26 protein-coding genes are annotated in these 22,863 nt (G+C 46.4%); 18 read left to right on the top strand and 8 right to left on the bottom strand.

Annotation, left to right across the window (positions count from 1 at the left end; all coding sequences use genetic code 11):
* Positions 1–4: 4 nt before the first annotated feature.
* From BM099_RS10875 to BM099_RS10855, 5 genes are all read left to right on the top strand, one after another.
* The gene (locus BM099_RS10875; RefSeq protein WP_177201150.1) at positions 5–1,135 is read left to right on the top strand and encodes an AI-2E family transporter; all 1,131 of its coding nucleotides are present in this window, start codon (positions 5–7) and stop codon (positions 1,133–1,135) included.
* A complete protein-coding gene (gene hda / locus BM099_RS10870) occupies positions 1,122–1,829 on the top strand; it encodes a DnaA regulatory inactivator Hda (protein ID WP_090727927.1) in 708 nt (235 codons plus the stop codon). The genes BM099_RS10875 and hda overlap by 14 nt, the downstream gene beginning before the upstream one ends.
* 121 nt (positions 1,830–1,950) lie before the next feature.
* Positions 1,951–2,172 carry a hypothetical protein gene (locus BM099_RS10865; RefSeq protein ID WP_090727925.1) on the top strand — a complete coding sequence of 74 codons (222 nt, stop codon included), beginning with the start codon at positions 1,951–1,953 and terminating at the stop codon, positions 2,170–2,172.
* Positions 2,173–2,200: 28 nt separating this feature from the next.
* The gene (gene tcdA, locus BM099_RS10860) at positions 2,201–2,992 is read left to right on the top strand and encodes a tRNA cyclic N6-threonylcarbamoyladenosine(37) synthase TcdA (protein ID WP_415860146.1); all 792 of its coding nucleotides are present in this window, start codon (positions 2,201–2,203) and stop codon (positions 2,990–2,992) included.
* A gap of 166 nt (positions 2,993–3,158) precedes the next feature.
* On the top strand, positions 3,159–4,103 hold the full coding sequence (locus BM099_RS10855; protein WP_090727919.1) for a hypothetical protein: 945 nt from the start codon (positions 3,159–3,161) through the stop codon (positions 4,101–4,103).
* Between the two features lie 49 nt (positions 4,104–4,152).
* Here the strand turns inward: BM099_RS10855 and arfB are convergent, their stop codons facing one another.
* Together arfB and BM099_RS10845 are read right to left on the bottom strand one after the other, a co-directional pair.
* On the bottom strand, positions 4,153–4,566 hold the full coding sequence (gene arfB / locus BM099_RS10850; protein WP_090727916.1) for an alternative ribosome rescue aminoacyl-tRNA hydrolase ArfB: 414 nt from the start codon (positions 4,564–4,566) through the stop codon (positions 4,153–4,155).
* Between the two features lie 140 nt (positions 4,567–4,706).
* Positions 4,707–5,141, bottom strand: coding sequence for a DUF3617 domain-containing protein (locus tag BM099_RS10845; RefSeq protein WP_090727913.1), 435 nt, complete (start codon positions 5,139–5,141; stop codon positions 4,707–4,709).
* Between the two features lie 198 nt (positions 5,142–5,339).
* Here BM099_RS10845 and trhO point away from each other — a divergent pair, with 198 nt between their 5' ends.
* The 3 genes from trhO to BM099_RS10830 all read left to right on the top strand — a co-directional run bounded on the left by trhO (position 5,340) and on the right by BM099_RS10830 (position 7,731).
* Positions 5,340–6,353, top strand: a complete 1,014-nt coding sequence (trhO, locus tag BM099_RS10840) for an oxygen-dependent tRNA uridine(34) hydroxylase TrhO (protein WP_090727910.1) — start codon at positions 5,340–5,342, stop codon at positions 6,351–6,353.
* Positions 6,354–6,372: 19 nt separating this feature from the next.
* Positions 6,373–6,672, top strand: coding sequence for a hypothetical protein (locus tag BM099_RS10835; RefSeq protein ID WP_090727907.1), 300 nt, complete (start codon positions 6,373–6,375; stop codon positions 6,670–6,672).
* Between the two features lie 141 nt (positions 6,673–6,813).
* Entirely contained in the window at positions 6,814–7,731 is a 918-nt protein-coding gene (locus BM099_RS10830) for a sensor domain-containing diguanylate cyclase (protein WP_090727904.1), read from the top strand.
* Between the two features lie 49 nt (positions 7,732–7,780).
* Here the strand turns inward: BM099_RS10830 and rarD are convergent, their stop codons facing one another.
* Positions 7,781–8,668 carry an EamA family transporter RarD gene (rarD, locus tag BM099_RS10825; RefSeq protein WP_177201149.1) on the bottom strand — a complete coding sequence of 296 codons (888 nt, stop codon included), beginning with the start codon at positions 8,666–8,668 and terminating at the stop codon, positions 7,781–7,783.
* Between the two features lie 193 nt (positions 8,669–8,861).
* Positions 8,862–9,932 (bottom strand): histidinol-phosphate transaminase, encoded by a 1,071-nt coding sequence (gene hisC / locus BM099_RS10820; protein WP_090727898.1) that lies wholly within the window; start codon positions 9,930–9,932, stop codon positions 8,862–8,864.
* A gap of 238 nt (positions 9,933–10,170) precedes the next feature.
* Here hisC and BM099_RS10815 point away from each other — a divergent pair, with 238 nt between their 5' ends.
* Genes BM099_RS10815 through BM099_RS10800 form a run of 4 tightly spaced genes read left to right on the top strand, consistent with a single transcriptional unit; the run spans position 10,171 to position 12,907 of the window.
* Complete coding sequence (locus BM099_RS10815; RefSeq protein WP_090727897.1) at positions 10,171–10,518, top strand: BufA1 family periplasmic bufferin-type metallophore; 348 nt, start codon at positions 10,171–10,173, stop codon at positions 10,516–10,518.
* Positions 10,519–10,522: 4 nt separating this feature from the next.
* Positions 10,523–11,422, top strand: a complete 900-nt coding sequence (gene bufB, locus BM099_RS10810; RefSeq protein ID WP_232349085.1) for an MNIO family bufferin maturase — start codon at positions 10,523–10,525, stop codon at positions 11,420–11,422.
* A gap of 56 nt (positions 11,423–11,478) precedes the next feature.
* Complete coding sequence (locus BM099_RS10805; RefSeq protein ID WP_090727891.1) at positions 11,479–12,315, top strand: HvfC/BufC N-terminal domain-containing protein; 837 nt, start codon at positions 11,479–11,481, stop codon at positions 12,313–12,315.
* A 34-nt stretch (positions 12,316–12,349) separates the two neighbouring features.
* Positions 12,350–12,907, top strand: coding sequence for a DoxX family protein (locus tag BM099_RS10800; RefSeq protein ID WP_090727889.1), 558 nt, complete (start codon positions 12,350–12,352; stop codon positions 12,905–12,907).
* 220 nt (positions 12,908–13,127) lie between these two features.
* On the opposite strand, the gene trpA is transcribed toward BM099_RS10800, so the two are convergent.
* Complete coding sequence (gene trpA / locus BM099_RS10795) at positions 13,128–13,910, bottom strand: tryptophan synthase subunit alpha (protein ID WP_090727888.1); 783 nt, start codon at positions 13,908–13,910, stop codon at positions 13,128–13,130.
* On the bottom strand, positions 13,907–15,136 hold the full coding sequence (gene trpB / locus BM099_RS10790; RefSeq protein WP_090727886.1) for a tryptophan synthase subunit beta: 1,230 nt from the start codon (positions 15,134–15,136) through the stop codon (positions 13,907–13,909). Before trpB ends, trpA begins: the two co-directional genes overlap by 4 nt.
* Positions 15,137–15,219: 83 nt before the next feature.
* Here trpB and BM099_RS10785 point away from each other — a divergent pair, with 83 nt between their 5' ends.
* A complete protein-coding gene (locus tag BM099_RS10785) occupies positions 15,220–15,771 on the top strand; it encodes a TetR/AcrR family transcriptional regulator (RefSeq protein WP_090727884.1) in 552 nt (183 codons plus the stop codon).
* Between the two features lie 101 nt (positions 15,772–15,872).
* On the opposite strand, the gene BM099_RS10780 is transcribed toward BM099_RS10785, so the two are convergent.
* Positions 15,873–17,306, bottom strand: coding sequence for a M48 family metalloprotease (locus tag BM099_RS10780; protein WP_090727882.1), 1,434 nt, complete (start codon positions 17,304–17,306; stop codon positions 15,873–15,875).
* Positions 17,307–17,425: 119 nt separating this feature from the next.
* Here BM099_RS10780 and BM099_RS10775 point away from each other — a divergent pair, with 119 nt between their 5' ends.
* Both BM099_RS10775 and BM099_RS10770 read left to right on the top strand, forming a co-directional pair.
* A complete protein-coding gene (locus tag BM099_RS10775; RefSeq protein ID WP_090727879.1) occupies positions 17,426–17,662 on the top strand; it encodes a sulfurtransferase TusA family protein in 237 nt (78 codons plus the stop codon).
* Between the two features lie 26 nt (positions 17,663–17,688).
* Positions 17,689–18,768 (top strand): AI-2E family transporter, encoded by a 1,080-nt coding sequence (locus BM099_RS10770; RefSeq protein WP_090727877.1) that lies wholly within the window; start codon positions 17,689–17,691, stop codon positions 18,766–18,768.
* A gap of 52 nt (positions 18,769–18,820) precedes the next feature.
* Here the strand turns inward: BM099_RS10770 and BM099_RS10765 are convergent, their stop codons facing one another.
* On the bottom strand, positions 18,821–19,294 hold the full coding sequence (locus tag BM099_RS10765) for a peroxiredoxin (protein WP_090727875.1): 474 nt from the start codon (positions 19,292–19,294) through the stop codon (positions 18,821–18,823).
* A gap of 155 nt (positions 19,295–19,449) precedes the next feature.
* Here BM099_RS10765 and dapA point away from each other — a divergent pair, with 155 nt between their 5' ends.
* From dapA to BM099_RS10750, 3 genes are all read left to right on the top strand, one after another.
* Entirely contained in the window at positions 19,450–20,328 is an 879-nt protein-coding gene (gene dapA, locus BM099_RS10760) for a 4-hydroxy-tetrahydrodipicolinate synthase (RefSeq protein WP_090727872.1), read from the top strand.
* Positions 20,329–20,338: 10 nt separating this feature from the next.
* Complete coding sequence (gene bamC, locus BM099_RS10755) at positions 20,339–21,721, top strand: outer membrane protein assembly factor BamC (RefSeq protein ID WP_232349086.1); 1,383 nt, start codon at positions 20,339–20,341, stop codon at positions 21,719–21,721.
* 162 nt (positions 21,722–21,883) lie between these two features.
* Positions 21,884–22,831, top strand: coding sequence for a 2-hydroxyacid dehydrogenase (locus BM099_RS10750; protein ID WP_090727866.1), 948 nt, complete (start codon positions 21,884–21,886; stop codon positions 22,829–22,831).
* Positions 22,832–22,863: the final 32 nt, after the last annotated feature.

Below are 22,863 nucleotides of genomic sequence, written 5' to 3'. Positions count from 1 at the left end.
TTTAATGGAAAATGTTATTACTTCGCAGCGTTTGTTTATGCTGCTTATTATTATTGTTGTCGGTATGTTGCTGTATTTATTAGGGCCTATATTATCACCTTTTCTGGTGGGGGCTCTGCTGGCTTATTTAACAGATCCACTCGCCGACCGGCTTGAAGTGGCGGGGGTGTCACGTACCTCTGCGGTCGTGATTGTGTTCGTTATTCTGACAACTATTGTTACCTTGCTGGTGTTGTTGTTCATACCTAAGCTGAGTCATCAGATTCAGGTAATGATTAAGCAGGTGCCAGCGGTTATTGCTTTGTTTGAGGAAAAGGCTGTCCCTGCTATCCAGGCGTACCTGGGCGATGGCGTTTCCTTCGGTGATTTGCAGTCGTTTAAAAATCTTATCGCCAGTCACTGGGAAAAAACCGGGGATATTATGGCGCAGATTGCGTCTGGGCTGACACGCTCCGGTTTAGCGGTAGTCGGCTGGATTGCTAATCTGTTATTGATACCTGTTGTGACATTTTATCTTTTACGGGACTGGGATGTCATGATGGAAAAAATTGCTCATCTGTTACCGCGTAATATTGAGCCTATCGTGTCGCGCTGGGCAAAAGAAAGTGATGAAGTTTTGGGCGCTTTTATCAAAGGGCAGTTGCTGGTTATGTTGGCGCTTGGTTGTGTGTATGCCGTTGGATTGTGGTTGGTGGGTTTAGATTTAGCTTTGTTGTTAGGAATGTTAGCCGGATTGGCTAGTATTGTTCCTTATATGGGCTTTATTGTTGGGATCTTTGCTGCAGGGATCGCTGCATATCTTCAGTTTCATGATCCGATAATCCTGATGTGGGTGGCGGCCGTATTTGCTGTGGGTCAGGCTTTGGAAGGTATGGTGTTAACACCCTTAATGGTTGGCGATAAAATTGGTTTGCATCCAGTGGCAGTGATTTTTGCTATTATGGCAGGCGGGCAGCTATTTGGTTTTGTTGGTGTGTTGATTGCGCTTCCGGTGGCCGCTGTAATTATGGTATTTTTGCGCCACGTTCATGATGGTTATAAAAGCAGTCATTTATATGGTCCTCAAGCGTTGGCAGAGCAAACTGAAGATGAATTACCGCAAGCACAGGATATAGACGTTAATGAAAAGCGCTAATGCGCCACAACAACTTCCGCTTGGTGTTTCCCTCAGGGATGATGCAAGATTTGAGAATTACCAAATAGGCAGTAATGGTCTTGTTTGTGCCATGCTTCGTCAGGCAGCGGTAAGGGAGGGAGAGTCTTTCCTGTATATCTGGGGGGCGCAAGGTTCCGGGTGCTCTCATCTGTTACAGGCGGCGTGTCATGCAGCAGAGCCACGTAAGCTGACGGCGGTCTATTTGCCGTTGAATGAGCTGCTTAATTTAAGCCCGGTAATTCTTGAAGGTATGGAGCATCTCGATCTGATATGCGTCGACAACGTCGAGGCGGTTTCCGGAAAGCCTGAATGGGAAGAAGCCTTGTTTCATTTGTATAATCGGATTCGCCAGGAACAGAATACGCTGATTGTGGCAGCAAACTCAGCGCCGAGGCAGCTTGAAATTCAACTGCCTGATCTTGTCTCTCGCTTAAGCTGGGGTGCTGTTTTTAACGTGGCAGCGCTGAATGATGATGACAAAGTGCAGGCGATACAACTACGTGCAAAAATTCGCGGCATAGATCTGGCTGAGGATGTTGCTAAATACCTGGTACATCATGCCAGTCGTAGTATGAATGATTTGTGCCTTATGCTTGATCGTTTGGATAAGGCGTCCCTGATGGCTAAAAGAAAAGTTACCATTCCTTTTATTAAGCAGGAAATGGGCTGGTAGCTTATGTATTAGTAGCCTATGCATAAACAGGAGCGTAAATAGCGCTCCTGATCCTCTGGTTACACTTTTAATGATAAGCCTCGTTAAGTAATGTGCTTGTGAAGCGCCAGGAATAAATAATATGTCTACAGATGATCAAAGAACCGTCCGTGATTTTTTTGCACGTGATGAAGAAGAGCAGCAAGCATTTCTGGATCAAACATGGTGTGATAATTGTCAGGCAGCGGATTTAGGGATGCATACGCCGCTTGAGTATCTGCTGGATGGAACTATTTTTGTAGAAGGCACTTGTAATAAGTGTGGTCAGCAGGTCTTTACCGAATTAACGGAAGACGAGCTGTAACAGAGTCGTATTGATATAAGGTTGAATAGTGTCTTCATTTGATAATCGCTTTGGTGGAGCGCGGCGCCTTTATGGTGTCGAGGGCGTAGATCGTTTTCGAGAGTCTCATGTATGTGTTATCGGCATTGGCGGTGTTGGCTCATGGGTGGCAGAGGCATTGGCGCGGTCAGGCATAGGTGAAATTACGCTGATTGATCAGGACGATATCTGTGAAACTAATATTAACCGGCAGATTCATGCACTGGATGGCACGATCGGGCAATCTAAAATTGCAGTGATGGCCGAACGCATTCGTTTGATCAATCCTGAGTGTCTTGTGCATGAAGAGCATGCGTTCGTTAATCGTGAGAATATTCCTGAATTGATCCGCGACTGTTTTGATTATGTGGTTGACGCTATTGATAGTGTTAAGGATAAAGCGGCGCTTATCGGATTTTGTAAGCGTTTTAAAATACCTATTGTGACGGTGGGCGGCGCTGGTGGGCAGTTGGATCCGACATGTGTCAGCGTGATCGATCTATCTAAAACCTATAATGACCCTTTGGCAGCTAAGGTCCGTTCTGTATTAAGACGCCATTATGGATTTAATAAAAACGGTAAAAAGTTTGGTATTGAGTGTGTTTATTCCACGGAGCAACTGCGCTATCCACAAGCTGATGGATCGGTTTGTGCTCAGAAAATAATCGCTGATGGCCAGACCAAGCTGGATTGTGATGGTGGCTTTGGTGCCGCTAGTGTTGTGACGGCAACATTCGGCATGGTTGCAGCGTCACGCGTGTTGAATAAAATAATGGCCAGAGTGGATGTTGGCCAGGGTTAAAAAGCTTAACAAAGGCTGAATCTGTAGCTATAATGCTACACTACCAGCCAGTAAATTGAATTCAGCGATTCACTCATGGATGGAGGTATCGTCAAATGTTGGAGTTACAAGGAAATGGCTCGGCTCATGTTGATTCTAATCAACGAACTAAGTGGGGATACTTTGTATGTTAATGTTGAACCACTGTTATCAAATGCCGAGTTTGACAGATGATGGTATAGAGAAAGGTTTATCCAGCAACTCAAAGACTGTTTGCTTGTTAAATCCTCATAGCAAAATCAATGACGTTGTTACAGAAGCCGAATTGCGCTTGCTGGCTGAATGGTCTGTCCCGGATCTGGTGCAGGTACTTAATTTCCCTGAAGAAAGTATTGATCTTTATGCTGATGACTACGTCATTTTTCATGAGCGTGCCGGGCGCGTTATCGAGGCCTTGCTGGGGTGTATTAAAACCGATCTTATAGCGGTGCGCTTCGGTGTTGGTGGCGTTGTTACTGACTTAAATGTGCCTTTTGAGCTCAATGAAGCTTTTCTGACAAACTTGTGGCGTCATGAGCGTCCGATCAGTCACTGGATTAGAAAAGAGAGTGATGATCTGATGGAGGTGGCAATATTAGGGCGCTCTTATGCTTTAGCCGCTGCATCACTTGATGTGCAGCATATGAGTGGTATGGATCGCTTGGAAGCTATTGAAAACCAGTGCTATGATGCTTATCTGCGTCAAATTTATCTGCGTGCATTTAACCTGTATGGGATTTTTCCATTGGCTCATGAAGAGCTGGGTATTCGGGGGATCGATCCTTGGATGCAGGTGGCAGCCGCTAGAGATATTGTTCCTGCCCGTTGCACAGGTCGTCAATTGGAGCTGTTTGCGCGCAGGCAGTTCAGGGATTTTAAAATTCCTTTTGAAGTGTACTCGATCTTAAAGCACCTGCCTCAACGCCTGAGTATTCCTGCGAGAATGGCGGTCACAGACTGGGCTGCGTTATTACAAAATGAGTTGTCTGCTTCCTGGTTACGCGGTGAGACAGGCCAGTGGCTCGAAAAAGCATTGGACTCTATTACCGATTCTGAGAATTCAGATGCTCAGGGGTATATGCTGGGGGCTTAGCGCTCTGGTTAATACTTCTCTGGTTAATAGTTCTCGAGTTAATAGCTCTCTAGTCGGTCACTTTGCCGCGCATTGCTTTGGTTTTTCCGCGCTTATTCTTACTATCGAGCCTTCTGGTTTTAGACCCTTTTGTTGGTTTAGTCGGCCTGCGTACTTTTTGTGGTGTTGTCACGCTTTTGATAAGTTCGAGCAGTCTCGCTAAAGCCGCTTCCTTGTTTTTTTCCTGAGTGCGGAACTGCTGGGCCTTAATGACAATAATGCCTTCTTTGTTGATCCTCTGATCGTTTAGATTGAGTAACTGTTGTTTGTAATAGTCGGGTAAAGAGGAGGCAGTCACATCAAAGCGTAGATGGATAGCGCTGGATACTTTATTGACGTTTTGCCCTCCCGCGCCTTGGGCGCGAATGGGTATCATTTCAATTTCTTCATCTTGGATAATGATGTGCTTGGATATTTGTAGCACTGAATAATCAGCCTTTTGATTAGATTAATTCTGTCAGATCAGCTATGCCAGATGTAAATATATCAGGTTTGAGCACTCAGAAAAGCCGCTATGTGCTTCTCTGAGTGAGGGCGTCTGAGCTATTAATTGAAGTCGGCTATTTAGTTGCAGTCGCCCAGGCGCTTTCCCTTCCATGTCGTCTTCATCTCCATCATTAATCCTTGCATAGACATCGCTATCGTTGCTTTTCCTTTTAGGTTGGTGTCGTTCGCCTGCATATCTCCGTAGCCTGTCATTTGGTTACCTTGAACGTCGCAGCTCATTTTCCATTTTATATGTTGCCCGGAAGCACTTACATCGGTTGCTGTGCAATTGCCACGGGTTTGTTTGGCAAAGCGATCTGCGCTGATGGTGTCTTCGTTGATGCACTCGATGTTGGTATTGATGATGGGTTGGGGGAGCATCGGCATTGTTGCTTGACTGGTGATCTCCCATTTGCCGGCATTAAAGGGAATACTGTCTGTCGCAAAGGCGTTAACGGATATTGTAGCGATTGATGCGCTGATCAAAACGGCGCAAAGCATCGGTGTTTTCATGTGAAATCTCTTCGCAAGTAATAAAGTACTGTAACTGTCGTATCATCTCAGTTGCAGAGATCAGGGTCTAGAGCTAACGGTATGGCGATAAGGGTCTGATAGAAATTTATTCATGGGCCTTATGCGCGTCAATCAGCGACAGTTAATCAGGATTTACGTATAATCCCTCGTCGTTTTAGTTTAATTGGGAGAATCATTATGTCTCACACTGTGGTGTGTGCCCTGTATAAGTTTGTTGCTCTGGATGATTATCAGGAGCTGCGTGCGCCCTTGTATGATGTGATGAAGAGCAATGCTGTGCGTGGCACACTGTTATTGGCCCAGGAAGGTATCAATGGCACGGTTTCAGGTACGCGAGAAGCGATTGATGCATTACTAGCCTGGTTGAAGTCTGATGCGCGTTTGGCAGATATTGATCATAAGGAATCCTTGCATGAGCGCCAGCCGTTTAAGCGCACCAAAGTGAAGCTTAAGAAAGAGATTGTAACGCTTGGCGTGGAAGGCATTGACCCTAAAAGAGTGGTGGGCACTTATGTTGAGCCCAAAGACTGGAATGCATTAATTAGTGATCCTGATGTAGTGCTGGTGGATACGCGTAATGATTATGAGGTGCAAGTCGGTACTTTTCGGCATGCAGTCAACCCACAGACAGAAAGTTTTCGCGAGTTTCCAGAGTATGTTAAGCAGCATATGAATCCCGCTAAACAGAAAAAAGTAGCGATGTTCTGCACGGGCGGAATTCGTTGCGAGAAATCAACGGCGTATATGAAAGAGCAAGGCTTTGATGAGGTATACCACCTTAAAGGCGGAATTCTGAAATATCTGGAAGAAGTCCCGCAGGAAACATCTTTGTGGGAAGGTGAGTGTTTTGTTTTTGATGATCGGGTTACGGTGAATCATCAGCTTGAAAAAGGTCAGTATGATCAGTGTAATGCCTGTCGTATGCCGATCACCGAAGCAGACAAAAATAGCGAGCAGTATGTACCAGGGGTTAGTTGTCCGCATTGCTTTGGTAAACACACCGATGAGCAAATGCAGCGTTTTGCTCAGCGAGAAAAACAGATGCAGCTAGCCATGTTGCGGGGTGAGGGTCATATAGGAGAGGCGGCTGTCTTGACCATGCAAGAGCGCCGTGAAGCGAAGCGCCTGGAGCGTCAGCGCCAGTTGGCCGAACAGGAACAAAAGCAGCAACAAAAGCAGCAGCAAAAGTAAAAGTAACACAGGAGTTGTGATGCAGGTATATCGTTTATTAGGTACGTTAAATACTCAATTACAACGAAAGTTATTGGTGGACGCGCTTCTGTCCTGTGGCTGGGAGCTAACGTTTTCTAATGAAGATGACGATGCTCTCAGGCATAAGAATATTAAGCTCAATATTGAAGGTGAGGGCTGCATGTTGCTGAATGCCGGTTTTGAAGGGAGGCCTGAAGATATTTCATCTCTTTTGGACTGCCTGGATAGGCATCCTATCCATTATTCCTTAGACCTGTTCGGTGATTCTGCTCGCCTTGTCAGGCGCTTTATTAAGTAATCTGCGTGCTGCATAGCTGCTATTAGTGCAGCACAAGTGCTTCTTAGCGAACATATTTTTAGGTTATTTCACAATTCAGATAATAAGTCGCTTCAGCTGTGCTATAACTTTTAACAAGTAATTTCTGTTAGGGAGAGTGACATGACGGACTCTGAAGGACGGCATTTGCGTCGTTTTGAGTGTCTATTAGCGGCTATTGATCAAATCGTCGTGAGGTTAAGCAGTACCGGAGAAATCAAAAAAGTGAGTGCCGGCAGTGCCAGTTGGCTGAAGCCCGATGCGATGATTTCAAGAACGTTTACTGCATTATTCCCTGATGAAGTTGCCGGCCATATTGCTGCAATGACGAAAAAAGCATTGGAAAGCGGAGAGCCGCAAAAGTTAACGCTGTCGATGCAACCTGAGCATTCTTTTCACTGGCGTGAACTTGGGTTAACCACCGCCCAAACCTGGGATACAACCTTGGTTGCTGTCGATGAAACTGAGTTGATCTGGGTTGCGCGTGATGTGTCAGTTTCCAGGCGTAATCAACAAAAGTTATTTAATCAGGCGCAACGTGACCCATTAACCGGTGCATATAACCGCCGCTCTTTACTGACTATTCTTGACCACTCGATTGCTCAGGCACAGCGATACGATTGGGTATGTTCATTTTTGTTGATCGATATTGATAACTTCAAGCAGATCAATGATCAATACAACTGGGACACCGGGGATAAAGTATTACAGCAGTTTGTAAAAGCGATGCATGGCTTCCAGCGAACCGCAGATTTTTTTGCCCGTTTTTCTGATGACCGCTTTGTGATGTTTTTACCGGAAACTAACCGGGAACAGGCGTTGCTGGCGGCAGAGCGTGTGCGTAAATTGGCGGCCGAGCTGCAGGTTTCATCTGCTTCCGATGACGCTGAAGACAGCCTGAATTTTACTGTCTGTATTGGTGCAGCTACATTGCGTGATGCGAAAGATACCCCTGAAAGTATCTTGAAGCGAGCAGAAGAGAACCTGTTTGTCGCTAAACAAAGTGGTGCCAACCGAGTGGAAGGCGAGCCCTGGCGTTAATAAGCAGCTAAAAACCTATTAGCTCATCAAGTGCTTATTGGCTTAGTTATCAAACGATACTTTCTGGCGTTCGTCTACGCCGCCAGATTGCCCCTCCTGAAAAGATCAGTAACGACAGCCATATCAGTGAAAATGTCACAAAATCACCCTTATCAAACGGTTCGCCTAAAATGAGCACTGCGCTTAACAGTTGAAGTGTCGGCGCAAGATAAGTCATAACGCCAAGTAATGTCAGGCTTAATCTGTGAGCCGCTGCCGAAAAAGCCAGTAAGGGTAATGCGGTGAGCACACCTGCAAGTATGAGGAGCAGGCCGTCCAGACTCATGCTGAAGTGCTGCTCACCCTGTATTAATAACCAGACCCAATAAACCGCAGCAAAGGGGAGTAGAAGTATGGTTTCCAGCATCAGGCCGGTGACAGTATCTACTTGTGTTTTTTTACGTATCAGCCCGTAAAGCCCGAAGCTGATCGCCAAAGATAGTGAAATCCATGGGAACTCGCCAATCCCTATAATCTTGAAGCCAACACCGCATGCCGCCAGAAAAATCGCTACCTTTTGATAAACGGCCAATGATTCTTTAAAGAAAATAACGCCTAAACAGATCGCAATCAGCGGGCTGATAAAGTAGCCGAGGCTGGCTTCTACCGCACGATTAACACTAACCGCCCAGATATACAGGCACCAATTGGCTCCGATAAGTAGAGAAGAGCAAAACAGGGCTAATACCAGACGCCGGTTTAGCAGTGCGGATTTGGCGCGGGCCCAGTGGCGGGTGAGTGTCAGGATGATAGCGACAAAAATAAATGACCAGATAATGCGGTGAAGGAGGACTTCAGTAGCCGGGATGTGTTTTAACAGACTGAAAAACACGGCAAAGCTGCCCCATATGGAGTAGGCGAACAGGGCAAGTAGTAAGCCGCGATTAGACTCAGTCACAATAGGCATTCCCGAAATTAAAGAGGAATTTTAACAGTAGTATCTAATACAGCAAGGAAACACATTGTTGTATTAAAAGAGTGTACAAGAAAGGCAGCGGTAAAGCTGATTTGAGATAAGCTTGTTGCTGAAAATGGATCTGATTCATTAGGTGTGGATGCGAGCCCCGCTTTTTGCAAGCGAGGCGCATTTATCACATAGAAATGATATCAGGATGACGCTTCAGGCAATTTATCATTGCATGCATCTCTTCTTCTGTTCCGATAGTGATGCGCAAGTGGTTATCAATGCCTGGGCGGCTGAAATGTCTTACCAGAATCTGATGAGTTCGTAAAAATCCCATTAACTCAGCCGCTTCAATATAGCGATGTGAGGCAAACACAAAGTTGGTTTTCGATGGGATAATCTTAAAGCCCAGCGCTAATAGCTGCTCGTTTGTCCATTCCCGTGTTTTAATGATCTGCTGTGTGGTTTGCGTAAAATACGCAACGTCTTTAATGGCGGCAGTCGCAGTCACCTGGGCGAGCATATCCAGTGGATATGAGTTGAAGCTATTTTTGACGCGCTCTAATCCATCGATGAGTTCAGCGCTACCGATAGCAAAACCCACCCGCATTCCGGCTAAAGAGCGAGACTTAGAGAGTGTTTGGACGACTAATAGGTTAGAGTATTGCTCTACCAGCTTGATGGCTGTTTCTGCACCAAAATCCACATATGCTTCATCCACAACGACAACGGATTCAGTGTTACGTTGCAGCAGGGCGTTTATTTGATCCAGCGTTAATGCTCTGCCTGTCGGGGCATTAGGGTTGGCGAATATGATACCGCCATTCGCTTCTGAGTAGTCATCCAGCGCAATACAGAAGTCGTCTTGTAAAGGGATGTGCCTGACGTCGATGCCGTACAGGTTGGCGTACACATCATAAAAACTGTAAGAGATGTCGGGCATCAATAGCGGTTCAGGATGGCGAAAGAAAGCCATAAAAGTATGCGCTAATACCTCATCAGAACCATTGCCTACAAATACTTGATCGGTTTTAACATGGAAATGATCAGCCAGTGATTGCTTAAGCGCTGACGAGTCAGGGTCAGGATAAAGACGTAGTCGGTCAGTATCAAACTGATGGATCGCTTCAAGCACCATTGGAGAGGGTGGAAACGGATTTTCATTGGTATTCAGTTTAATAATATTGCTACCCTTTGGCTGTTCACCCGGTACATAAGGGGTCAGACTCCGGATCGCTTCACTCCAGTATTTGCTCATGGCAATCACTCATTTTTAATGCTGGGAAGCCAATTTGGCAACCCGTTAAACAGGAGAGCGGAGCATAGCAAAAAAGCAGCAGGGTGAACATTGATCCGTTAGGCGTTTTTATATTTGCTGTTTTCAGTTTCGTTTCAGTTTCAGTCTTTACAGTAAGCAACATCAAATGTGTTAAACATGTAAACATGTAAACATGTAAACAAAAACAAGAAAGACCTTTTAACCAGGAGTAATAACAATGAAAAAAGCAAGCCTAACCACAGCACTACTAATCGGCGCATCCGCAGCAATGCTAAGCACAGGTGCCGTCGCCGGCCCTAACAGTCAACTGACAGTTTCTGAAACAGCATCTGCTGAAGTTCAGGCTCAGGTTCAGGGCTGGTTAGCAGGTGATACAATCCGTGGTCGTAAAGACAAATGTTTTGGTATCGCGTTAGCCGGTGAGAACGATTGCAAGGCGGGTGCGGGTACGAGTTGTGAAGGTACATCCACAACCGACTTTCAAGCTAACGCCTGGACATTTGCGCCAAAAGGTACGTGTGAGTTCATTGTGACGCCTAATGGTGCAGGTTCACTTGAGGGCTAATCAATTGCCTCAGCAAACTGTCGTTGCTGGAGATCATCTGGGTGCCGGCCTTGGTTTAAAGGCCGAGCACCTTGACGATATTTTGGCGTTAGCTAGGTCACCGAAGGGAGGCGCTACTTCAATAGGTGATGATCTTTGGTTTGAGGTGCATACAGAAAACTATTTTGTTGCGGGTGGGCCTCGATTACATTATCTCAGAGCTATTCGTCAAAACTACGACCTCAGTTTTCATGGTGTCGGAGGGTCTCTGGGTTCTGATCATCAAAGCATGCCTGCGCATATTAAGCAGGTGAAGGCGTTGATCGATGAGTTTCAGCCTGCACTGGTGTCGGAACATGCTGTTTGGTCCAGATCAGGTGGTCAATACTTTGCAGACCTGATGCCATTACCTCGTACGCACGATGCGCTTCAGTCTTTGATTGATGGCATCGACTGTTATCAGTCAGGCATTGGTCGATCTATTTTAATTGAGAATCCCAGTAATTATCTGGATTTTACCAGTGAGATGGATGAACCTGAGTTTTTGGTCGAAGCGGCAAGGCGCAGCGGTTGTGGCTTACTTATCGACATTAATAACTTGTACATCAGTAGTAAAAATACCGGTATTGATGCATTTGCCTATCTATCGAAGATTCCTGCCGAACTGGTTGGTGAGCTACATATCGCAGGACATGATCCTGATCCTGAATTAGGGCAATCTCTGTTAATTGACAGCCATGCGGCCGCAGTCGATCTTTCGGTATGGGCGTTACTCGAGCAGGCATTGGATCTGTTTGGTCATCGGCCTGTGTTAGTTGAGCGTGATGCTAATATACCACCGTTTGCAGAACTGCTAAGCGAGCGTCAAACAGCGCAACGTTATTTAGACCAGTGGGCAGGTAAAAAATTAAGTCTGAGCCTCTAAGACGGAGCCTACATGACTGAGCCTGCAAGACTGACTTTATAAAAGGAGGTTCGCTAATGAGTGTGCATCATTATATCGATGCATTTACCCGCTATTTACGTAGCGGTGATGCCAGTGCTATGGGGCACTTTTGTGAAAACTCAGATCATATAAAGCGCCTGGCTGTTTATCGAAACGGTTTTTACAAAGGCTGCGTAGATGCACTAGCGGCTAATTTCCCCGTGTGCCAAAAATTGCTGGGAAGTGAGAGCTTCAGAAATGTCGCGCGGCTCTATGTTGATCTCTTTCCACCTCAACAAGGTACCTTGGTGGGATATGGGCAGAGCTTTCCAGGCTTTCTTGCTGACTTCATGAGCCAGCAGGGTGCAGCTGAACCGTCGTTACGCTCGTTGCTGTCGCTTAATGCCAAGGCCTCGGCCTCGCTCAATCTGGCTGATATAGCACGCCTGGATTATGCATGGTTAACAAGTCTGATGAGTGCTGATTCAGATAAAACATTAACGGCAGAGAATGCCACAATATTGATGGAGCAGGGCCACGATCTTGCCAGGGCGAGGGTGAGGTTAAATGCCAGTGTGTTACTGCTTAGCGTGGGCAGTGGCTCCTTGTCTGAATGGATTTCACTAAAAATACCTAACAATGATGAAGGGGCTCAGAATAGCGAATCCTCTGCTGCTGGTTTCGTTATGTTTTGGCGTGTGCAGGGCGCAGTGCAAGCGCGCGCATTGTCTTTAGCAGAAGTTGCACTTATGCAGGCTCTGCAGGGCGAGGGTAAGGGTAGGCTGCTGGGTGAAGCTTTTGATGCAGCATTAGAGGTGGACGAAAATTTTGAAGTCAGCGATGTTTTCTCCGCATGCTTACAAAATGAATTATTAGACATTGAAATGCTTTAGTGCCGGTTATAAAAAATAAGGAATAAATATAAATATGAATATGCTAGAAAAGTTACGTCAGTTTTATCTGCAAATTGGCCAGCAGTTGTCGCGGTTTTTAGAACCCTTGGCACTATTTTTTCTTCGTTTTATGGTGGCCAAAGTTTTTCTTGATTCGGGATTAACTAAGTGGGATGGTTTTTTAAAGTTTAATGTCGAAAAATACGACCTGTTTATGTATGAGTTTTTCTGTCCTGATCCCGTAAGGCCCGGCGCGTTGCAGCTTTGCAACCCGGAAACACTTGAGTATGTCGAAGGCTCTTTTGTTGTAAAAATAATCGAATTGCTCGCGGTGTCAGCCGGTGTTGTCGAGGTCTTACTTCCTATATTGCTGATACTCGGTTTGTTTTCTCGCTTCGCTGCATTAGGACTTATTGGTATGACACTGTTTATTCAGCTGGCTGTATTTCCAACATGGGATCATTGGATAAATCCTGCTTCATGGTGGGCGGCTTCCTTGCTGGTTATTGTTGCATGTGGCCCGGGAATCTTATCGATCGACAGATTGCTAGGTTTGGATGCAAAAGCAGCTACCGCTAAAAAACAGATCTAAATGGAAAAAGAGCACCAGGTTGCGGGTGCTCTTAAATGGCTATTTCACATGTTTTATGGGTAGCCGTTTAAGACATGTGATTATCGTTATAAGTAGCTGTGTTTTGTTACTCGTTTCTTCTGGAAGTTATGCTGCTGAGGAGCAGGGTAAAGCATCCAAGGGCTGCCTGAAACGCAGCCCATACAACCCCTGTTATTCGCCATAGTGTTATCTGTTAAGGCTACGCTTGTAGTTCCTTTAACTTATGAGAAACCGCTTCTAAGCCATTATTATTAAATGCATTTAAAAACGCAGAGCCAACAATGGCGACATCTGCATGCCCTTTGAGCGCGGCGATATCTTCGCTGCTGTTGATGCCAAATCCCACCGCTAATGGCAGCGGGGTAGATTGTCGGATCGTCTTTAGATAGCGCTGCATATGTTGCATCCTGGCGCTATCCTCGCCGGCAGCCAGTTGCCCTGTCACACCGGAGCGGCTGACACAATAAAGCATCCCCTGGGCTTGTTCGGTTACCAGCCGAATACGATCTTCGTGCATATCAGGAGTGATAAGCCAAATCGGTGAAATGCCTTTATCGGTAAGCGGAGTCAGCATGTCATGATGGTCTATTGGCAGGTCAGGAATAATCACACCGACGATATCGTCGCCCATCTGCTCTGCTAAGGACTCAAACCCTGGTTGTAGCAGGGGGTTAAGATAACTCATCAACAGCATGCGACTGTCTGGGTATTGTTGGGCAAGCTTTTTTATATCTTTAAGGCATTGGCTGAGTGTGGGCTTGTGCTCCAGGGCATGGTGGCATGCAGTGGTAATGGTTGGGCCGTCCGCTACCGGGTCTGAAAAAGGAAATTGCACTTCGAGAATTTCTACACCCTTCTCTAACATCAGTTGCATTATCTCAAGGCTTTTTTCTATGTTCGGATAGCCATAAACGACATGGGTCATCATCAAAAGAGGTTTGTTTTGTCGCTGTTGCTGTATGTATGAGGTTAGCTTGTTCATTGTGCTGTCTCCTCCTTTAAATATGCATGCAAGAAATCAGTGAAGGGTTCGTCATTCAATGCTTTGGCTATATTGAATATATCCTTGTCGCCGCGCCCTGAGATATTGATAACAATATATTCCTCAGCAGACATACCAGCGGCTTCTCTTAATGCTCCTGCTACCGCATGGGACGACTCCAGCGCAGGGATAATGCCTTCGTGGCGGGTGAGCATTTTAAAAGCTTCGATAACTTCATTATCGTTGGCGCTGGTCATGCGGACTTTTCCCTTTTCCTCCAGATCAGCCAATATCGGAGAGACGCCAACGTAATCTAATCCGGCTGATATCGAATGTGTGGGTTGTAACTGACCTTCGCTATCTTGCAGAAAACGTGTCGCAAAGCCTTGTGCGATGCCAAAGCGTGCCTGGTCGGTATTAAAGCGCATCGCGTGGTCGCCCGGGGCATTGCTGCGTCCGCCAGCTTCCACGCCGACAAGTTCAGTTTGAGTATCGACGAAGGGTAAGAATATGCCGCAGGCGTTACTGCCGCCGCCAACGCAGGCATAGATGCGGTCGGGATACCTGACAAACTGCTGGATAGATTGCTCTTTTACCTCTTCGCCGATCACGGACTGAAAACCTGCGACCATTTCTGGATAAGGCGCACAACCGCAGCTAGTGCCGATCAGATAATGGGTGTCTTCATAGCTGGACGACCAGTCTCGTAGTGCTTCATCCAAGGCATCCTTGAGAGTGGCGGCACCGGTTGTTACCGGTACGACCGTTGCACCTAGCTGTTTCATCCAGAACACATTGGGGTACTGGCGTTCGATATCATGAGCACCCATATATACGGTGCACTCCAACCCCAGGCGGGCTGCAACCAACGCGCTGGCGACACCGTGCTGGCCTGCGCCCGTTTCGGCGATGATGCGCGTTTTACCCATGCGTTTTGCGAGTAAGCCCTGACCTATGACGTTGTTCATCTTGTGGGCACCGCTGTGGTTCAGATCTTCACGTTTCAGATAGATCTGTGCACCACCGATCGTTTTCGTCAGGTTGGCGCAATAAGTCAGCGGGGTAGGGCGACCTGAAAAATCCTGCATTTCAGATTTGACGAGCTGCACGAAAGAGGTATCAGCCATGGCTTCGCGATAGGCTTTTAGCAGTTGTTGCTGACTGCTGTAGAGTATTTCCGGGATAAAGCTCCCGCCGTATTGACCAAAACGTCCTTCATCATTCATGATCGTGCCTATATAAACTAATTTATTAACTAAACGGTTCGGTAAAGATAATAAAAATTCTTACTGGCGTCAATGGAGTTTTTATGGCGCGTGGTCGTCCTTCTAAAAAACAAGTGATTCTGGATGCAGCGAGACAGTTGTTTGCGACATCGGGTTATCAGGGCACATCGATTGATTTGGTCGTACAAACGGCAGGGGTCTCAAAGCCGACGGTGTATAATAATTTCCCGACCAAACAGGCATTGTTAACAGCCCTCTTGGAGGAGCTGTTGCAGGAGGCACAAGGGCAAAGACAAGCAATTTTAGGTGATGATTCTTTGTCGTTGGAAGCAGCGATGGTGGCGATTTTTCGTCAGTTGGCTGGTGTTCCTGAGTATTTGGCTGTTTATCGAATGTGTTATGGCGAACGTCACAAGCTGGATGAAGTGACCTATCAGCTGTGTACAGCCTTTGATCAGGTATTGATGGATGACTGTAGATCATTACTTCAAAAGCACTGCGGCGAGCACCAGGACTGTGTAGCGCTGGTGGCAATTGCTATCTGCAGGGAAACGCTATTAATCCCGGCTTTGTCGGGAGGGCAAGTTACTGCTGAGAGCGTTATTCAAGCCGCTTTATCCCGGGTGCTGACGTAAAGGTTTTAACGTTAACACTAGCCCCGGTCGTGATTTATCTTTTTGGCGAATGATAACCAGGGCCGTGAAGGTATGTATCGGGCTTTGCAGAAAGTATCCGTCTAAAAATCCATTTTCATCTCGTCTCTTACTCTCTTTGTGTCTATTTCCAATTGTATCAGTCGTGCTTTATCGGATGAGGTCAGGCCTGATTCACGGTGGGCATAAATAATTTGTTGTAGTGCTTTGTCAATTTGCCCGGTGAGTAAAAAATATTCTACTCTTGCTTGATGAACAGCAACGGCTTTACCCGCCTGGCCCAGCGCTTCTGACAGGAGGTACCAGGCATTAGTGTCAGTGGGGTAGTCCTTTTTAAGACGGTTTAATATGCTAATGGCTTTATCGGGCTGCTCTGCTCCCATATAGGCTTTTGCCAGTAGTTGTTCGACCGCATAATGGTCGGGAAAAAGGCTGTTTAACTCCTCTAGTTGCTTGCTGGCGGTTAACCATGCTTCAGCCGCGAGCTGCAGCTCAGCTTCGGTGAGTTTGACAAACAGGTGTTGCCTCCACGATGCAGGCAATTTTTTTAAGGCGTTTTCAGCAAGTTTAAATTGGTTCATGCGGATAGCAGCGACAGCCAGCCCGTAATAGTCCAGAGGTTGCTGCGTTGATTTTGTGGCTGATCGGTAATGGTTTAGCGCTTTTTGCGGATTGCTTGAAAAATGTACGACCATTCGAGTGCGGGTAAGGTCGAAGTCTAAAGATGTTCGGCTGGTTGAAGGTGTTGGAAGTTGTGAGGCCCGGTTCAATGAATCAGCGATACGCGACTCTGTTACCGGATGGGTTAAGAGAAACTCAGGAGGGCGGCTTCCCTGAAAACGCTGTGACTGCTGCATTCTGGAGAACATGCGCGGCATGGCATTAGGGTCAATATCAGCCTCCGCCAGATTTTGCATGCCAATGCGATCAGCTTCCTGTTCGTTGAGGCGGCTAAACGCCAGGCTCGATGACTGTTGAGCAGCTATGGATGTAGTGATCGCCGCCATACCCGCCTGTGAGTCAGCGGCAGCAATCAGAATACTGGCTAGCATAGCAGCCATGGTGAAAGGGCGGTTGCGGCGTGATTCTTCCAATTGTGCCGCAAAATGCCGTTGGCTTAGATGTGCCAGCTCATGGGCAATAACCGAAGCGAGTTCATCCTCTTTCTCCGCAGACAGTAACAGCCCTCCATGTATTCCTACGATACCGCCAGGCACGGCAAACGCATTCAGTGTTGGGTTGTCCAGTACGATGAGGTCGAGACGCTTATCCTGTAGCTGGCTATGTGCGGTTAGCTGCCACAGTAAATCATTAAGGTAGGAGTAAGTAATAGGATCATTTAATAAAGGGGCACTGCCTCGTAAGGTGCGTGCCCATGCTTGGCCGACTCTATGCTCTTTTTCAAGAGATATGATGCTGGAGGTAGTGTCTGCAATAACCGGTAAATTATTGTCCGCACCGCTCAATGGCGACCCGGATAGCATTGCCGCACATAAAATAAAGTGAATTAAGCGCATTCAGTCCTTCCTGTTCTCTTTCATGGTCGTGTGAAGCATGTCATTATCTTACCGCGTTGCTATTACCGGTGCCTCCAAAAGGCGATTATTTTTGTAATGTCTTGAAATATGGGCCTTAAATGCAAGAATGTAAAATTGACGAAATATTAGATGCTAGCGGTTTAAATTGTCCCTTGCCGTTACTCAAGGCAAAGCAGGCTTTAAACAAGCTTGCCAAAGGGCAAGTGCTTAAAGTTATTGCAACAGATGTTGGATCGGTCAGGGATTTTAAAGCCTTTACTGATCAGTCTGACCACGAGTTATTGAACTCGTTCATTGGTGAATCCGAATATACTTACCTGATTCGGCGCGGCTAACTTATTATTGACTGGATAGATCAACCATGAGAGCAATTATCTCAAAATGGATAGAACGGTATTTTTCTGATGAAGAAGCACTGTTTCTGTTTCTGTTAATCGGTGCGTTTTTACTCATTATTCTTACGTTAGGTAAGCCTTTGGCACCAGTTTTTGCCGGGCTTATTTTAGCCTTTCTGATGCAGGGCGGGGTTGATATCCTGGTGAAAAGGAAAGTCCCGCATATTCTGTCTGTGGGCATTGTCTTTTCAGCATTTTTAAGTTTCTTGCTGGCACTCTCGCTGGTGGTTTTCCCATTGGCATGGAAACAGTTGACGACTTTACTCCAGGAGCTTCCACGCATGGTGCAGCAGGTTCAGGCGCTACTGCTGGTTTTGCCGCAGGAGTACCCGCAATGGGTTTCAGAATCTCAGATTCGGGACATCATGCAGCTCGCTTCCAGTGAGTTGTCCAATGCCGGGCAGTGGGTATTTACCTTCTCGTTGAACTCGCTGACGGGAATAATGACGCTGCTTGTGTATCTGGTGTTGGTGCCTATATTAGTGTTTTTCTTCCTCAAAGATGGACGCTCACTGGTGCGTTGGTGGATTACTTTTCTGCCCAACAAACGTAAAATGATGACCAGCGTTTGGCAAGAGATGGACGATCAGATTGCTAACTACATTCGTGGAAAAGTGATTGAGATTCTTATCGTCGGCACGGTAACCTATGTAACTTTCCTGTGGCTTGGTATTAATTATGCCGCCTTGTTAGGGATAATAGTCGGCTTGTCTGTTTTGATTCCCTATATTGGAGCGGCCTTAGTGACATTACCCGTGGCGCTTATTGCATTCTTTCAATGGGGCTGGGGCGGAGAGTTTATGTACCTGATGATCGCTTATGGGATTATTCAGGCATTGGACGGTAATGTGTTAGTGCCGCTGCTGTTTTCTGAAGCGGTTAACCTTCATCCTATTTCTATTATCGTAGCGGTGTTGATTTTTGGTACACTGTGGGGCTTCTGGGGGGTGTTTTTCGCTATTCCATTAGCGACGCTGGTCAAAGCAATACTGAATGCCTGGCCGGGGCCGATGGATGCTGATGCAAAGGAAGAGATAGCGGCATAGCCAGATGAATAAGTAATGCTCAGCAGGGAGCTGAGCATTTATTGATGGGGCTTTAGCTGTTCAGTGCTTTAACCGCTGCCAGCACTTCGTCTGCGTGACCTTTAACTTTCACTTTTCGCCATTCTTGGCGCAGTACACCCTGGGTATCGATAAGAAAAGTACTGCGCTCAATACCCATATATTCTTTTCCATAGAGTTTCTTCAATTTAATCACATCAAAATGTTTACACAGAGCCTCTTCAGGGTCACTGATCAGTTCGAAAGGGAAACTGTGTTTGGCTTTGTAGTTTTCATGTACACGCAGGCTGTCACGACTGACACCAAGAATCACAGTATTGGCTGCATCAAACTCGTCAAAAAGGTCTCTGAAATTCTGTCCCTCGGTAGTACATCCCGGCGTATTGTCTTTAGGGTAGAAAAATATGACGAGATTTTTACCCTTGAAATCTGATAAGGAAAGCGTATTTTCGCTGGTGGCTGATGCTGTGAAGTCTGTTACAGATTGTCCTACAACTATGTTTGGCATTATTCTTTCACCTCTATTTACAAAAAAGCGGCGTGGTTACTACGCTTATGGACTTTATTTCGTATAGAATATCGAGCCTTATACGATATCAGATCAGGTTTTGGATGTGTGCAGTTAAATGCAATAACGCCAGGCCTTAGTTAACGGAGAATAAAATGATTACCGGCAGCATCGTAGCGCTTGTAACTCCAATGAAAGAAAACGGAGAGATCGACTGGGTTGGTCTTGATAAAGTTGTCGACTTTCATCTGGAAAACGGCACAGATTCTATCGTTGCAGTAGGCACGACAGGTGAGTCAGCAACACTTAATTGTGAAGAGCATTGCGCGGTAATTAAACGTGTTGTTGAACGTGTGAAAGGCCGCATTCCTGTTATTGCAGGTACCGGTGCGAATTCTACAACGGAAGCGATTCAACTGACGCGTGAAGCGAAAGGGGCTGGCGTTGATGCATGCTTGTTGGTGACGCCTTATTACAATAAGCCAACACAGGAAGGCTTGTTTCAGCATTTTAAAGCGATTGCCGAAGCGGTGGATATTCCACAGATTCTGTATAACGTACCCGGGCGTACAGCATGTGATATGTTGCCTCCAACGGTACTGCGTTTGGCTCAGATCCCAAATATTGTGGGCATTAAAGAAGCAACAGGTGATCTGGAGCGTGCTCGTCTTCTGATTGAGAAAGCGCCTGAAGGTTTTGCCATCTACTCTGGAGACGATGCAACCGCCATCGAGATGATTATTGCCGGTGGTCAGGGTAATATCTCGGTAACAGCCAATGTGGCGCCTGCTGAGATGGCCCGGATGTGTCACCTGGGGCTTGAAGGTAAATCTGAACAAGCACGTGCAATCCAAAAACGTATGATGCCGTTGCATACGCAGCTTTTTATTGAAGCCAATCCTATCCCGGTAAAATGGGCCATGCATGAAATGGGTTTGATGGATCTGGGTATTCGTTTGCCACTAACAGTGTTATCAGAAGAATGTCGGCCTGTAGTGCGTCAGGCACTTGTTGATTGCAACGTACTAAAGTAGGAAATATTTGATGAACACACGGTTGCTTACCTCAGTAATTCTGGTTGGGCTGGTCACAACCAGCGGTTGTAGTATGATCGGTAAAAATCCGATCTATGGCGAAGATGGGGTTTTAAAAGACCGGAACCAGGAGTACGAAAAGGCAACCGTCGGTAAGGAGTTGGAGATTCCGGCACATATTCAGGCGAAGCCGACGCAGGATCAGTTTGTTATACCGACAATCGGCGAGACAGCCTCTGTCAGAACAAAAGAGTTTGAAGTGCCTCGCCCTGAGTTCTTTTATGCCGACACGGGCAGTAAATCAGTCAACCTGAAAAAACTGGGTGATCAGAAGATCATTGTAGTCGATGAGCCGATTGCTGCAGTATGGGAAAAAACCCTGGATTTTATGAAATTTAACGGCGTCGAGATAGCCAGTGCCGATGCTCGTCAGGGTGTAATTGAAAGTGACTGGATTATATTGAATGGCCCCGAACTCAGCTTCACGGATCGCTGGATTAAGCATCTGACTTTGCAGGATATTCCTGGTGGTTCTCGTAACAAGTTGCAAGTCCGCTTACGCCCGGATCCGGAAAACTATCAGCGCACCTCTATTGAGATGAAGCATGCTCAGTTTCCTGAAAGTCAAACCGTCACAGATATTAACTGGGATGCGACTTCAAAGGATGTTGGCTACCAGTCTGATATGATGTTTGAAATGCTGCGCTATATGAGTAAGGCATCTGTAAAGCCTAGCGAGCGTTCATTGCTGGCTATTCAGCAGCAACAGAGTACTCATCCATTATTAGGGCGTGATTCGCGTGGTAATCCGGTGATGAAAATTGATGCCCCGATCGATGAATCATGGAATATGCTGAATGCTGCTGTTGATCGTGCAGGCGTTGATGTGGGTACTCGTGATCAAAATATAGGGATGTTGTACATTACTTATACGACATCCACACCGCTGGAAAGCAAGAAGGATATGGGATTCTTTGAATGGCTGTTCTCTGACCGCGAAGAAATCAAACTGAGCACGAGTACTATCTCTTCTGCACTGGGCATAAACACTGCTGATGGCATTAGCTATAGCTCTAAGGATGCGGTGGAGACTCCTGTGCTGGAGGAGGGTGAAGTGCAGGCGTTAGCTGATCCCAACAACCCGGCCAACCAGAAGGGTTATAAAATATGGCTTGCAGGGCGGGTTATTTATGTCTTTGGTGGCGAAAAAGCGAAAGGTAGCTTCAACGCTGATACCAACGCTTTTGAACACGTTGGCAAATATCAGTTGAAGATGAACCGGACGCGTTCTGGTGTTTATATTACGGTCAGAAATGAAGAAGGTTTAGCTGCACCGGCGATTATTGCAGAAGAAATTCTGTGGTCTATTAAGGATAATATGACAGCAGGGTAATGCGCTGAATTGAGCCTTTGCTGAGGGAAGTGTTCAGAGAAGAGATCCACTGTAAAGGTCCTTCAATAGCCAAGGTGTTGATTTGATACTTAAGGAGCCGCGTGCTCCTTTTTTTATTTCTTATTTATATTCCTTATTTTTTAAGAGTGTATGGAGAACAAAATGAATGCTGTGTTTCTTGATCTTCAGGGGCTGGATGACCTCGATTTGAGTGTTCTTGAAAACTGCTTTGATACCTTGACCACTTTTCAGGGAACATCAGCGGAGCAGGTAACCGAGAGAGTTAAAGATGCCGATGTCATTATCGTCAATAAGGTGCAGTTAACACAGGCCGCCATTAGCAGCGCTAAACACTTGAAAATGATTTGCGTGGTGGCAACGGGTACTAATAATGTTGACCTTAAAGCCGCCGCGGCAGAGGGTGTGGCTGTGTATAACTGCCAGGCATATGGCATCCCTTCGGTTGTTCAGCATACGTTTTCGTTGATTCTGGCACTACATACTAACCTGCTTAATTATGACCGGGCGGTCCGCGCAGGTGAATGGCAAAAGGCTTCGCAGTTTTGTTTGCTTGATTTTCCCATCAGAGAATTAAGTGGCCGCAAAATAGGTATCATTGGCTATGGTCACCTGGGGCAAGGCGTTGCAAAAATAGCACAAGCGTTTGGTATGGAAGTACTGGTTGCCAGTCGTTCTGTGACAGATCAGCGCCAAGGACGTATATCTCTGGAGAAACTATTGCCTGAGGTAGATGTGCTCTCGATACATTGTCCTTTAACCGCTGAAACAAATAATCTTATTGATGCCAGTGCACTCGCGTTGATGAAAAAAGAGGCCGTATTGGTCAATGTTGCCCGTGGCGGTGTGGTTGATGAGCAGGCACTTGCCGATGCGTTACGTTGCGGCGCGCTGGCTGGTGCGGCCACCGATGTCCTGACTCAAGAGCCGCCGCGTCAGGGCAATCCGTTGTTATCGTCAGACATCCCTAACCTTATTGTTACACCGCATAGCGCGTGGGGAAGTAAGGAGGCTCGCCAGCGTATTATCGACCAGACGGTCGATAATATCAAAAACCATGACAGCCAGAATGTTGTGCGCCGAGTCGTTTGAGTATCTTTGACTTGAGCGCCTTTAATCTTTGC

It is taken from the genome of Neptunomonas qingdaonensis, assembly GCF_900113275.1.
GTDB classification, from domain to species: domain Bacteria; phylum Pseudomonadota; class Gammaproteobacteria; order Pseudomonadales; family Balneatricaceae; genus Neptunomonas; species Neptunomonas qingdaonensis.
Note: the sequence above shows the minus strand (reverse complement) of the source record. Positions and strands in the feature narration are given on the sequence as shown.